Genomic DNA, 12,877 nt, shown 5'->3' with positions numbered 1-12,877 from the left:
CGGCTTGTATCAAGCTGCGCCTTAAGCAAACAGGCTGGCCACCACATGGTTGATGGCGGCGCCACCGGCGATGAGCCAGCAGAACAGCAGGCCAGCCAACAGCAGGGGCTTGATGCCGGCGCGGCGGATGGCCGACATGTGCGTCGTCAAGCCCAGGGCCGCCATGGCCATGGCCAGCAAGACTGTGTCGAGCTCGGTGATGGTGGCGACTGTTCCCGCTGGCAGCAGGCCCAGCGAATTGAATGCCACCACGCCAATAAAGATGAAGGCGAACCAGGGGATGGCCAGCTTGGCCGCCTTGTCGTGGCCGCTGTTGCCACCTTTGGCCTTGCCGCGCGCCAGCACCGCCGACAGGATGACGAGGAAGGGGGCCAGCATCATCACGCGCACCATCTTGGCGATCACGGCCGCATTCGCCGCTTCCTGCCCGATCGACTTTCCAGCCGCCACCACCTGCGCCACTTCATGCACGGTCGAGCCGATGTACACGCCAAAGGCGGATGGTGTTGCCGCCAGCACATGCCAGCCTTGATTCAGCTGGTACAGCAATGGATACAAAAAGATGGCGATGGTGCCGAAGACCACGACGGTCGAGACGGCCACGGTGACATCTTCGCTGCGTCCCTTGACGACGGGCTCGGTCGCCATCACGGCCGCCGCGCCGCAGATCGAGCTGCCCGCGCCGATCAGGATGGCGCTGTTGCGTTCCAGCTTGAATACCTTGGTGCCGAGGAACATGGCCAGGCCAAACGTGGACGCCAGCACCAGCGCGTCGATGGCGATGCCGGCCAGGCCCACCTGACCGATGTCCTGGAAGGTCAAACGAAAGCCATACAGGATGATGCCGAGCCGTAATAATGTCTGTTTGGAAAAAGTCACACCCGCGCCGCAGGTGGGCGCCAGGCGGCCATACACGCTATTGCCGAGCACAATGCCCAGCATGATGGCCAAGGTCAGGGCACTCATGCCGTGGCTTTGCATCCATTCCAGCTTGCCCAGTTGAATGGCGCCCCAGGCGATCACGCCGCTGAGCAGCAGGCCGGGGAGAAGGCGGCCATAACGGTCGCTGAAACTTGTTGTGTTGCTTGTTGAGAGGGATGACATACCGTACTCCGTGGTTCCTGGTTCGTATGGCATGACTGTACAGTTCGTCGATTAAATGGTAAAACGGATTGTTTTTGTATCTTTAACCGATTAGATAGGTAGATAAAATGGCGTTGACCTTGCGGCAACTGCAGATTTTCCTCGCCGTGGCGGACACGGGCAGCACCAGTGCGGCCGGCGAGTTGATTGCGCTGTCGCAATCGGCCACCAGCGCGGCCCTGAATGAACTGGAAGCCTTGTTGGGAGCGCAACTGTTCGACCGTGTGGGCAAGCGTTTGCTGCTCAACGACAATGGCCGCCTGCTGTTGCCGCAGGCGCGGCAGATGCGCGACGGAGCCGCCAGCATCGAGCGCCAGTTCGCGGGCGCCGACCCGTCCGTGCCCGTCAGCCTGCAGATCGGCGCCAGCACCACCATCGGCATCTATTTGCTGCCGCAGATACTGGCGCTGGCGGCGCAGCAATACGGGCGCAGCATTCCGCAAGTGACGATTGCCAACACGGCCGACATCGCCGCCGCCGTGGCGGAGTTCCGTGTCGATATCGGACTGATCGAAGGGCCGTGCCACGAAGCGGGCTTGCTGGTGGAGCCGTGGCTGACGGACCAGATGCTGATCGTGGCCGCGCCCACGCATCCGCTGGCGCAATTGCGCCATCTGCTCAGCTTTACGGAGCTGAACCAGGCGGGCTGGCTGCTGCGCGAAGCGGGCTCGGGCACGCGCGAAGCCGTCGAGCAAGCTTTGGTGCCGTATCTGCACTATCTGCGCGCCGCGGGCGAGTTCAGCAATTCGGAAGCCATCAAATATGGCGCGGCGGCGGGACTGGGCATCGCCTGCCTGTCGCGCGTCGTCGTGGCCGATTTGCTGGCCAGCGGGCAACTGGTAGAACTGGAAACCATGCTGCCGCCGCTGGAGCGCAATTTCTATCTGATCCGCCAGTCCAGGAAAATCCTTTCCCCGCGCCTGGCCGGCTTCCTGGAGCTGTGCCGCCACGCTACACGCATGGCAGGTTAGCGGGATCAGGCAAACAGCTTGACTGTTTTCCATATTGGGAATAAATTCTCATATATGGAAAATTCAATATTCGTAGAAAGCGATACGGAACAGCGGCTGGCGGCGCGTTTAAAGCAGTTGCGCGTGGAGCGGGGTTGGTCGCTGGACCAGTTGGCCACTGCCAGCCAGGTCAGCCGCGCCACTCTGTCACGCCTGGAAAATGGCGAAGTCAGTCCGACTACAAGCGTGCTGGGCAAGCTGTGCGCCGCATATGGCTTGGCCATGTCGCGCCTGCTGCGCATGGTGGAAGACGACTTTCCACCCCTGCTGCTGCGGGCCGAGCAAAGCGTGTGGAGCGACCCGGACACGGGCTTTATCCGCCGCTCCGTTTCGCCCCCGTCGCGCGCGCTGGCTGGCGAAGCGCTCGAATGCGAGCTGGGCGCTGGCGTGACGATCGCCTACGCGGCCTCGCCCCGGCCCGGCATGGAACACCATCTGTTGCTGCAGCAAGGCAAGCTGAACGTGACCGTTGACGGCCGCTCCCACGATTTACTGGCTGGCGACTGCCTGCGCTACCAGCTGCATGGCCCCAGTGCATTCACGACGCCGCCGGATAGCGGCGCCCGCTATTTTCTTTTTCTTGTCTGAGGTCGCCATGCCCGTATCGCTACGCCATTTTTCATCCACCGATGTACGTGACCGCTTGCCGGAACTGGGGGCCTTGCTGCAAAACTGCGTGCACGACGGCGCCAGCATCGGTTTTATCTTGCCCTTCGACACGGCGGCCAGCCAGGCGTTCTGGACGGATAACGTCTTGCCGGCCGTCACGCGCGGCGTGCGCCTGTTGCTGGTGGCCGAGGTGGACGGGCAGGTGGTGGGCGCCGTGCAGCTGGACTGGGATACCAATCCCAACCAGGCACACCGGGCCGAAGTGCGCAAGCTGCTGGTCGCGCCCGCTTTCCGCCGGCGCGGCCTTGCGCGCCAGCTGATGCAGGCGCTGGAAGAACAGGCGCGCCTCTTGCCGCGTAGCCTGCTGACCCTGGACACGCGCAGCAGCGACCACGCGGAACCGCTGTACTTGTCGCTCGGCTATGTGGTGGCCGGCAGCATTCCCGGCTATGCGCTGGCGCCGGCCGGCGACCGGCTGGACCCCACCACCATCATGTACAAGCAGCTGTAGCGATTCTATGGCGGCGCTGCGATGGCCGGGGGAACTCAGGCTTTCAGCCGCGCTCTAACGCTTGTGGCAGACAGGTTTGCCGGCGCGGAAATGGCGTGCGCAGCCTGTCCGGCCACCAGGCTGATGCCGTGCGCGGCCTGGGCTGACACCTGGTCACGGCTCAGCTTGAAGATACCCACCGTGCCTGACAGTAGCGTGGCGCGCTGCTGCATGCTGGCCGCCACCGTCGATGCCTGCTCCACCAAGGCCGCATTTTGCTGCGTCACCTGTTCCATCTGCACGATGGCGGCATTGACTTGTTCGATGCCGGACAATTGCTCGCCGCTGGCCATGCTGATCTCGCCCATGATGTCCGTAACGCGGTGCACGCTGGCCACGATCTCGCGCATGGTGGCGCCGGCCGTATCGACCAGGCGGGCGCCAGCGTCGACCCGCTCGACGGAGTCGCCGATCAGTTGCTTGATTTCTTTTGCCGCGCCGGCAGAACGCTGGGCCAGGGTGCGCACTTCAGCGGCCACGACGGCAAAACCGCGCCCCTGTTCTCCGGCCCGCGCCGCTTCCACGGCGGCATTCAAGGCCAGGATATTCGTCTGGAAGGCGATGGCGTCGATGACCCCGATGATGTCAACGATCTTTTTCGAGGAAGCGTTGATCGAGCTCATGGTATCGACCACTTGCGCCACGACCGTCCCCCCTTTGCCTGCCACAGCGGCGGCCGATTGCGCCAGCTGATTGGCTTGCCGTGCGTTATCGGCATTTTGCTTGACGGTGCCCGTCAGCTCGTCCATCGAGGCGGCCGTGCGCTCCAGCGAGCTGGCTTGCGCTTGGGTACGCTGCGACAAGTCCAGGTTGCCGGCGGCAATTTCTCCCGAGGCGCCCGCGATCTCGTGCGTGCCGCCGCGCACCTCGCCCACGATCGTGATCAAGCTGGCATTCATGTCTTTCAGGGCCTGCAGCAGTTGCCCCACTTCATCGCGGGAATCGACGCGGATATGTTCGCTTAAGTCGCCGCCAGCCACCTTGCGCGCCACTTTGACGGCATGCCGCAAGGGACGCACGATGCCGCTGCTGATGAACCAGGCCGTCGCCAGGCTCAACACGCCGCCGACCAGGCCCAGCGCAATGATCAGCACGCTGGTATCGTGCGCGCGGGCCATGGCCGCCTCGGCCGCCGTGCGCATCTGCACCGATTGCGTGGCGATCTGCTGGTCGAGCTCGCGCAGGGCCGGCTGTTCCTGCGTGCTGTTGTGCGTGGCTTGCAATTGCGCGATGCGCGCATAGCGCTGGTTCACGCTGCTGTCGATTTCCCCGCTTACCGCCGACAGCTGCCATGTGCTGATGACCACCACCACGGCCAGTAATAGCGAAGTGAGCAAAAAGCCTGTGGTCAGGCGCACACCGATACGTATGTTTGAAATATTCATGTCCCCTCAGCTGTTGTCCCATGGTGGCCGGTTCCCATGCCTGCGGCATGACGCGGCGCTTGTCCCCTGAAGTTGCCGGGGTGAAATGAGTGTAGCAGCGCGGTACTAAGTAATCTATAAATATTTCCATATTGGAATTAGTCACTGCCTGTTTAGCAACAGCGGCATGGCATGTTGCCAGATAAAATCACCCGCCGTATTGCAGACGCATCCTACCTCGATACCCGGCATCGTCCGACTGGCGCATGCCGGCGCCGCGTCTACACTGTTCCTTGCACGGACCCGGCGGCGGGTCTTTCTTCTTATTCACAGGAGGCTGACATGGCGAATATCCAGGCAGGATCGGACGGTGCGGCAAATGAGGAAATGACGGCCAAGCGCCTGAACGTGGTGGACTGGATCTCGATGATCCTGCTGATCGTGGGCGGCTTGAACTGGGCGCTGGTGGGCTTGTTCGATATCGATATCGTGGCCCGCATCCTCGGTGCCATGTCGACGGCGTCGCGCGGGGTGTACGTGCTGGTGGGGCTGGCGGCGCTGTATTCCATCTATCTGTGCGTGCGCAAGCTGCCAGCCAAGCCCTAGAGTCGTCTGCGCGACTATGAGGCGGCGCACAAGAAGCGCAAGGGCGTGCTGCAAGCGTCGGGAATTTGATCTGGCGTCAGGGGCCTGATGCCGCCTTGTGCGCGTGCATGTGCCAGCCTGCGTACAGGCTGGCGCTCGGCCAGTTTGGACGCTGACGTTATTGCATGTGCTTATTGCATGTGCTTATTGCGTGCGCAGATAGGCGAGCAGATCGGCCACTTGCTGGGCGTTGCCGATGCCCCAGAAGCGCATGTTGTTGCCGGGAATGAAGTCGCTCGGTGCTTTCAGGAAGCCGGCCAGGTTTTGCTCGGTCCAGACGATATTCGTGTTTTTCATGGCCGCCGAGTATTTATAGTCGGTGGTGGAGCCGGCCTTGCGGCCGATCACGCCCGTCAGCTTGGGGCCGAAGCCGCCGCGCGCCGATGGCCCCACCTGGTGGCAAGAGGCGCACTTGCGAAACGCGGCCTTGCCCGCTTCGGCGTTGCCCGTGAGGGCGCCAGGAGCGGCCGCCTGTGCGGTGACGACTGGCGCCAGCAGCACGGCTGCGGCGGCGAGAGGGGAGGGCCAGCGAAAAAGAAATGGATAGGTCATCGGTGAGGCGGAAGTGCACGATATGGCAAGCAATGACGTATTTTACAGGCGGGCATCAAAACCTGTCCGTCAGCGGCGCAGCGATGCCAGGCAGCAGCGCAGGAATAGCTGCAGGAAGCGCGCAGGAATCGATGCGGGATGGCCTGAATGGCGCTAGCGCTTGCCGCCCTGTGCGCCGAGCGCCGCCATGGCCGACGCAAACACGATGCAGGCGATGGCCAGCCACTGGGTCAGGCTCAGCAACTCGCCCAGTACCGCCATGGCGGCCAGCGCGCTGACGGCGGGTGCCGCGCTGCTGAACATGCCGAACACGCCTTGCGGCAAACGGCGAAGGGCAAAGATTTCCAGAGAGTACGGCAGGGCGCTGGACAGCATGGCAATGGCCAGGCCCATTAAGGCAATCGATGGCGCCAGCAAGGCCGTGCCCGAATATGCGACGCCGATAGGCACCGTCACCATGGCCGCCACCGTCATGCCCCAGGCCACAGCCTGGCCGCCTTGCAAGGTGGAGGCGCGCTTGCCGAAGATGATATACAGCGCCCAGCACAGCGCAGCTCCCAGCGCATACGCCACGCCGACGGGGTCCAGGCTGCCCGGACTGCCTTGCAGCGGCAGCAGCAGATACAAGCCAAACACGGCGCACGCCACCGCCAGCAAATCGCGCGGCCGCCGCGACGACAGCATGGCCACGGCCAACGGCCCCGTCACCTCGATGGCGACGGCGATACCGATCGGTATCAGCGCAAACGCCCGGTAAATCAGCAAGTTCATCAACCCCAGCACGGAACCATAGACCAGCAAGTTCAGCACATCCTTGCGCGTCAGCCGATAGCGCCACGGCCGGAAGATGGCCAGCAGGATCAGCGCTGAAAACCCCACCCGGTACGCCGTAATCCCTTCCACGCCAATGACAGGAAACAGATTCTTCGCAATCGCCGCCCCCAGATTGACGGAAATCTGCCCTCCCAGTACGGCCAGGGACGGGAGCAGGATGCTGTCGGGAAGGGCGGAGGTCGAGGCGGGGGAGGTCATGGGACGGTATTCTAATATGCCTGAGGCTGGCAGTCGCTGGCAGATTGGTAAGCCGAGGAAATTTAATGAGGTAGTTGCTGACATGACTGGTGCATCGCGGCTTCTTTTTCTATATCATGTTGCAAAATACGCTACAGTTGTAAAATTGTTTACTAATGATCGGGAGCAGCCGCTCCTAATCGAACAGTCTTTACCATTAGCACATTAAAGACTGATATTAATGCTAATCGGGATTTCGACTAAAAGAGTCGGCAATCGGCCAATACCAGACGTTACGTGATGGAGAAATACACTCATACGCTTGTGACTGGGCTTTTGACGTTGGGGCAAGCTACAAGACGTTGGTAGTAGGCCCACTAGATGTCTCAATCCGCTTCAATCCAACATTCAAGACAGAAATGCGAAAAATAAATTTGCCTATGGCCTGCATCAAGCTGATACCCCTCCTGCTTTTGGCCGCCGTTGCCAGCTGCGGCGGCGGTGGTTCCGCTCCCACCAATAACCCCGCGGCGTCAAACGCGCCATCTATTTCTGCCCAGCCATTGAGCATTTCTGCCCCTGAGGGCGGCAGTGTTACTTTTTCCGTGACTGCCACCGGCACAGCGCCCCTTAGTTACCAATGGCAGCGTAACGGTAGCGACGTGGTTGGCGCCACCTCCGCGCAATACATGCTGCAAGTGCAGGTGAGTGATAATGGCACCCTGTGGACGGTTATCGTGCGAAACAGCGCGGGAAGCATCACCAGCTCCGCCGCCAAACTGACCGTGGCAAGCAAGTCATTGCTGGCGGGCGCCATAGCAGGTAACAGCTTCAATGGCCACGTCGAGATCAAAGGTATCGCTGTGGATGACAATGGTGCCATCTACTTATCCGACCGAGCAGACGACAGTCATTTGCGGGTGGTGACACAACAAGGCGTGTCACACATGCTGACATTGACAGCCGCCGCCGGTGATGCCACTGCGCAGCTGTCGCAGGTGGTCTCGCTGACACGTGATGCCATGGGAAACTTGTACGCGACCGACCAAGGCTGCGTGATACACAAGATCAGCCCCGCAGGTCTGTTGACTACGCTGGCCGGCAGTTCCAGCTGCGGCGCGGCAGATGGCAAAGGAACAGCCGCCAGCTTTGACTCCATGCTGGCGATTACTGTGGATGCCAGCGGCAGTGTCTATGTGGGCGGAGGGGCCACCATCCGCAAAATCACTCCTGACGGCACTGTCACCACCTTGGCTGGCATCTCGCGGACATATGGTACGTCCGACGGCGATGCCAAGTCCGCGCGTTTCGGCGGCATCAGTGGCATCGCGGTGGATACCGCCGGAGCGATTTATGTCGCCGATGCCGGCAGCAATATCAATGGCATCGTTGGCAGCCGGATCCGCAAGTTGACCCCTGCCGGGATCGTATCTACGCTGGCTGGCGGCAGCGCCTACGGCTCCGCCGACGGCGCGGGTGCGGTGGCCACCTTCAGCTCCCTGAACGGCTTAACCATCGATAAGCAGGGCAATCTGTTTGTCGCTGACGAGGGAAATCATACGATCCGAAAAATCACCCCGGCAGGCGTCGTATCGACGCTGGCAGGCACCGCCTCACAACTGCGTCCTGCCGTGGCTGATGGTATCGGTGCGGCTGCGCGATTCAACTTGCCATACGGGCTGGCCGTGGACGGCGCTGGCAATGTATACGTGTCAGATTCCAATCCCGGCCTGCAGCTCAATGGCGTGCGTAAGATTACCCCATCGGGGGAAGTCACTACCATCACCGGCAGCAACTCTGGCATTGGAGTCACAGACGGCTTGGCCAACGAGGCCCGCTTTGCCGGGCCACAAGCGATCGCTTTGCACAGCGACGGCACCCTCTTTGTCGCTGATACCGGCAATCAGTTGATACGCAGGGTCAGTGCTGTCGGGGTCACTAGCACCTTGGCAGGGAACCCGGGCCATGGTTCCTTCCTGAGTTCGGGCGATGGCACCGGCGCGCAGGCGACATTTGCACAGCCCGCCGGTATCGTTGTAGGCAGTGATGGCGTCGCCTACATAGCCGACGCCTTTCGTAACACCATCCGCAGGGTCGGTAATGACGGAGTCGTGACCACTTTGGCCGGTAGTTACGAAAACAGGAGCCGGCCCACTGATGGCCAGGGCGCCAAAGCAGGATTCTCCAGCACCAACGGGATTGCGATTGATGGCAACGCTACTTTATACGTCGCAGACTATCAAGCCGTCCGCAAGGTCGATGCCAACGGCAACGTCACTACGCTGACAGGCACTCTGGGGGGCGGGAGCGGAGGCACTGCCGACGGCAGCTTGGCACAGGCGCGCTTCGGCTACCTGAGGGCGATAGCCTTTGACACCAGCGGCAATTTGTACCTGACGGATTCGCTCAATCACAATGTGCGCAAGATTACGCCAGCCGGTGTCGTGACCACGCTGGCCGGAACAACTGGCGTCGCCGGCGACGCGGACGGCAGAGGCAGCGCTGCAAGCTTCAACGGGCCGCATGGCATCGCACTTGATAAGGCTGGCAATGTATATGTCGCCGATACGGAGAACAACCTTGTACGGAGAATTAGTACCAGCGGCGAGGTCACCACGGTGGCTGGCACGCGTGGATTGACCGGCAACACGCTCGGCGCCTTCGCTGGTGCCCTGAATCGGCCGATGGGGCTGGCATTCGACGCCAACGGTGCCTTGCTGGTGACATCAGCGAATGGCGTCTTCAAGCTGCCACTTTAAGGAAGTTATAGGGCCGCCCGCCGCCCTTGTGCATTGGCGGCGTCAGGTTCGGCCTTAAAAGGTGGCGTTGCGATCATTTTGACACGCGGGACAGTGTCAGCTTCGAAGGATACGCGACAGGCGGCTTTTGGGCGGCTTCAGGCGAGAGTGAGAGTCTGTGATTTTTGCAGTTGGACAAGCTGCTATGCTGAGCGCTGTCGACCGAGTTCGGCGACAAGCGGACGTTCGATTTGAAGGAGAAATGCATGGATGAGTCCACTCAATTTAGCTTGCTACTGTCGAAATTGCGTGAGGCGTTGTCTAGCGAAGTTTTTCGAACATGCGAAAGCTTGAATGGACATGGCGAATGGGAGATGGCTTTGGATCATTGTGTCTGCCATCTGGCTCAAGTGCCACTTGCTACAAAGATGGAACTGATGGCTTGCGCTCAGGGCTTTGGATCATCGTTGACTGTATTGGCGGAGATTGAAAAGCTCCCATGCAACTAGCCTATGGTTGTTTTCTCGGACGTCCGCTTTGGGGCTATTTTGTTGAAAAACGCGGGTACCTTGACCTGTAGATAGAATTCCTGCCAGCCTGGACTGGCCAGAACCGCCGCTATTGAACGATCACCGACTGCTTGGAGATTTGAGACATCCCGAAATGGTTGCCGCTCGACATTTTCAACACAATAGGGCGCAAGCGGACACTACAAGTTTTATCTGTTTTGCGGATAAACGGACCTTTCTTGCATTCATTGACATTATTAAAGACGGTAAAGTTTAATGTCATTGCTGTGCGCATTGATAATAGTTAAATTAATATGGTGAAGACACGGAAATCCTGCATTTCTTGCTGTTTATCGCACCGTCTATTTGCTTGTAACTCAGGAGAAGTATTGAATGACTGTTTTTAGTATCGGCAACACCAATTTTGAAGTGGATGTAGCGAAATCAAGCATTAGTCTGGAAGCGCATGGCAGCGGCATGCTGGAGCTAAATATCGATATCCATGGCGACGATGAGGTGTTTATGCGCTTGACCGAGCCGGAGGATGCGGAATGGTCGTGGGCGTTGTATCCGCCTGCCTTTTTCCTGCATGGCTTGCGCATACCGGAGGGGCAGGGAGGAGCGCTGGCGATCGGGATGCTGGATATGCATCCCGGGGCAGAGGAATCGGGTATCTATATGATGGAATATGGTGACGTGTCGGCTGTCAACATCATTGAATTGTCGGCGGATCGACTAGCGATGTCTGGCATGGTGGACTTGTGCGGCAAGCGCCTGCCATTTTATATCGATATGCCGCGCAGATAGTATCGGGGCCGGGCTCCTCGGGATCGGGATGCGCCCCATTAGGGCGCATTCCCCCGGCGGGGCCGGCCCCGCCTGATTATTCCAGCTTCAAGGCCTTCGCCACATCCCCCCACGCCACATACTTGAAGTTCTGCGGCCCATCGGGCAAGCGCTTGTAGCCGTCCTGGATCACCAGCATGCCTTGCGCATACGCGCCGCCCAGGTTGGCGGAGGTGACGTCGAGGCCGTCCGTTTCCGAGGTGCCGTCTATGCTGGCGGGCAAGTTGAAACCCACCTTGAAGCGCCCGCGCACCTTGTAGGGAGCTTGCGCGTCGAGCACCACGTAGCTGCTGTCGCCCTGGCTGGAAACGATCAGGTAGCCGGTGTTGGCTGCGCCACCTGGCTTGCGGTAGATGGCCATGCCTTCCACGTCGGCCGTCAGGTGCGCGCCCACGGGCAAGACCATGGTCATGGCGTCCGGCTTGGCGGCGTCGGCCGAGGTGGTCCAGATGCCGCGCGTTTCCTCGCCCAGGAACAAGCGGGCGTTGGCGTCGTCGGCCACGCAGCCTTCCGGTTGCGTGGCCACCTTGAAGCTGCGCAAGAGGGTGGCGTTGAACTTGTTGCCTTCCAGGCCGATGCTGTATTGCTGGAACGTGCCGTCCTTGTCGTTGATGAACGCTTCCACGCCGCCGCTGGCCGGCTGGTACAAACACATGCCGTAGATGCTTTTCAGGCCGGTAGGGAAACGGCCCGCTTCCGCCACGTCGCCGCTGGCATTGATGGTGAACAACATCATGCTGTTGTCGTCGCGCTGGGTGGCCACGGCCAGGTCGACCTTGCTGCCGCCAAGACTGATGTTCTGCCGCACGTCGACGTTGTTCAGGCGGCCCACTTCCAGCAGCTGTGTCTGCTTGCCTTGCAAGTCGTAGACGAGCAGCCCCTGTTTCTTGTTGGTGCCGAGGATGCGTGCGTTGGCGGGATTGCTGGACAGCCAGATGGCCGGGTCGTCGGCTGCGTCGCCCTGGCGCGCCATGGGCGCCGTCTGGCCTTGCGGGGCGATGATGGCCACCGCAGGCTGCGTTTCCGCCTTGCCCGTCCATTTCAAGGGCCGCGCTTGCCAACCGTTCTTGCCGCGTAACATCAACGAATTTCCATTGAGTGCCAGCTGGCTGTCGCCCTTGCGCACGTTCAAGGCGATGGCTTGCGGCGGCATGGCCGTCCATTGACTTCCCTGATGGGTGTACAGGTGCAGCTTTTCCGCCTTGCCGTCGAGAACTGCCACGCCGCCTGGCAGCACGGCCAGCGCACCGGCGCCGCCGTCCAGCTGGCCGTACGGCTTGCGCAGGGCGACTACTTCGCGTTTGCCCATGCCTTCGGACTCGGCGTCATACGCCCAGACGCCCATGTTGGCTTCGCTCACCAGCAGGCGTTGGGCGCCATCGTCGGCGCGGCAATGTTTCGCGTGCGGCGGCAAGGCCAGTTTACGCACCAGGCTGCGCTGTTCGCCCTGCATCACCCACTGTTCCGCTTGCCCATCCTTGCCGATCAAGAACAGATGGGCTAGCTGCTGCGCGTCGCGGTACAGGCACGACGCTTCCACGGAAAAGGTCGGGATGGGGAACGGCGCCAGCTTGACCAGCTTGCCGGCCAGCACATCGACGGATACGGGAAGCGGGCGCTGCGTGTCCGCTTCCAGGAACACGGCCAGCACCTTGTTGCCATCGCTGCGCGTGTCGAGCTGCTTGGCGCGCACGGCGATGCGGTCCTGTTCCTTGCCCGCAGGATCGAACAGGCGCAAGCCGTGCTTGTCCAGGGTCAGCCAGCCGCCGCCGGGCAGGCGGGCCAGTTCTTCCGCTTCCTGCGTGAAGGAGGGGACAGCTTGGGCAGGCGCAGCCTGTGCCGTGCCCATGATGCAGAAGGCAGCCAGCAAAGCGCTGCAGAGGACGGTTTTTTTCATGTT

12 protein-coding genes are annotated in these 12,877 nt (G+C 61.1%); 7 read left to right on the top strand and 5 right to left on the bottom strand.

Features of this window, described 5'->3' with window-relative positions; translation table 11 throughout:
- Positions 1–21: 21 nt before the first annotated feature.
- Positions 22–1,104 carry a YeiH family protein gene (locus O3297_RS08150; protein WP_305048309.1) on the bottom strand — a complete coding sequence of 361 codons (1,083 nt, stop codon included), beginning with the start codon at positions 1,102–1,104 and terminating at the stop codon, positions 22–24.
- Positions 1,105–1,211: 107 nt separating this feature from the next.
- Here O3297_RS08150 and O3297_RS08145 point away from each other — a divergent pair, with 107 nt between their 5' ends.
- Genes O3297_RS08145 through O3297_RS08135 form a run of 3 tightly spaced genes read left to right on the top strand, consistent with a single transcriptional unit; the run spans position 1,212 to position 3,273 of the window.
- Positions 1,212–2,114, top strand: coding sequence for a LysR family transcriptional regulator (locus O3297_RS08145; protein ID WP_034786119.1), 903 nt, complete (start codon positions 1,212–1,214; stop codon positions 2,112–2,114).
- Positions 2,115–2,168: 54 nt separating this feature from the next.
- Positions 2,169–2,741 carry a helix-turn-helix transcriptional regulator gene (locus O3297_RS08140; protein ID WP_305048308.1) on the top strand — a complete coding sequence of 191 codons (573 nt, stop codon included), beginning with the start codon at positions 2,169–2,171 and terminating at the stop codon, positions 2,739–2,741.
- A gap of 7 nt (positions 2,742–2,748) precedes the next feature.
- Positions 2,749–3,273, top strand: a complete 525-nt coding sequence (locus tag O3297_RS08135; protein ID WP_305048307.1) for a GNAT family N-acetyltransferase — start codon at positions 2,749–2,751, stop codon at positions 3,271–3,273.
- 35 nt (positions 3,274–3,308) lie between these two features.
- Here O3297_RS08135 and O3297_RS08130 read toward each other — a convergent pair whose 3' ends face one another.
- The gene (locus tag O3297_RS08130) at positions 3,309–4,697 is read right to left on the bottom strand and encodes a methyl-accepting chemotaxis protein (protein WP_305048306.1); all 1,389 of its coding nucleotides are present in this window, start codon (positions 4,695–4,697) and stop codon (positions 3,309–3,311) included.
- A 321-nt stretch (positions 4,698–5,018) separates the two neighbouring features.
- On the opposite strand from O3297_RS08130, the gene O3297_RS08125 reads away from it, so the two are divergent.
- Positions 5,019–5,282 carry a DUF378 domain-containing protein gene (locus O3297_RS08125; RefSeq protein WP_199534280.1) on the top strand — a complete coding sequence of 88 codons (264 nt, stop codon included), beginning with the start codon at positions 5,019–5,021 and terminating at the stop codon, positions 5,280–5,282.
- Between the two features lie 183 nt (positions 5,283–5,465).
- Here the strand turns inward: O3297_RS08125 and O3297_RS08120 are convergent, their stop codons facing one another.
- Positions 5,466–5,873: a cytochrome c family protein gene (locus O3297_RS08120; RefSeq protein WP_305048305.1), complete on the bottom strand. Its 408-nt coding sequence runs from the start codon at positions 5,871–5,873 to the stop codon at positions 5,466–5,468.
- A 153-nt stretch (positions 5,874–6,026) separates the two neighbouring features.
- Positions 6,027–6,905 carry an EamA family transporter gene (locus tag O3297_RS08115; RefSeq protein ID WP_070260689.1) on the bottom strand — a complete coding sequence of 293 codons (879 nt, stop codon included), beginning with the start codon at positions 6,903–6,905 and terminating at the stop codon, positions 6,027–6,029.
- A gap of 398 nt (positions 6,906–7,303) precedes the next feature.
- On the opposite strand from O3297_RS08115, the gene O3297_RS08110 reads away from it, so the two are divergent.
- The 3 genes from O3297_RS08110 (at position 7,304) to O3297_RS08100 (ending at position 10,938) form a co-directional block, all read left to right on the top strand.
- Positions 7,304–9,643 carry an SMP-30/gluconolactonase/LRE family protein gene (locus tag O3297_RS08110; RefSeq protein WP_305048304.1) on the top strand — a complete coding sequence of 780 codons (2,340 nt, stop codon included), beginning with the start codon at positions 7,304–7,306 and terminating at the stop codon, positions 9,641–9,643.
- A 245-nt stretch (positions 9,644–9,888) separates the two neighbouring features.
- A complete protein-coding gene (locus O3297_RS08105) occupies positions 9,889–10,131 on the top strand; it encodes a hypothetical protein (protein WP_305048303.1) in 243 nt (80 codons plus the stop codon).
- A 393-nt stretch (positions 10,132–10,524) separates the two neighbouring features.
- Positions 10,525–10,938 carry a hypothetical protein gene (locus tag O3297_RS08100; protein WP_305048302.1) on the top strand — a complete coding sequence of 138 codons (414 nt, stop codon included), beginning with the start codon at positions 10,525–10,527 and terminating at the stop codon, positions 10,936–10,938.
- A 76-nt stretch (positions 10,939–11,014) separates the two neighbouring features.
- Here the strand turns inward: O3297_RS08100 and O3297_RS08095 are convergent, their stop codons facing one another.
- Positions 11,015–12,874, bottom strand: a complete 1,860-nt coding sequence (locus O3297_RS08095; protein ID WP_305048301.1) for a phytase — start codon at positions 12,872–12,874, stop codon at positions 11,015–11,017.
- Between the last annotated feature and the right edge of the window lie 3 nt (positions 12,875–12,877).

Origin of the sequence: Janthinobacterium sp. SUN128, assembly GCF_030587275.1 — a bacterium.
GTDB lineage: Bacteria > Pseudomonadota > Gammaproteobacteria > Burkholderiales > Burkholderiaceae_D > Janthinobacterium > Janthinobacterium lividum.
Note: the sequence above shows the minus strand (reverse complement) of the source record. Positions and strands in the feature narration are given on the sequence as shown.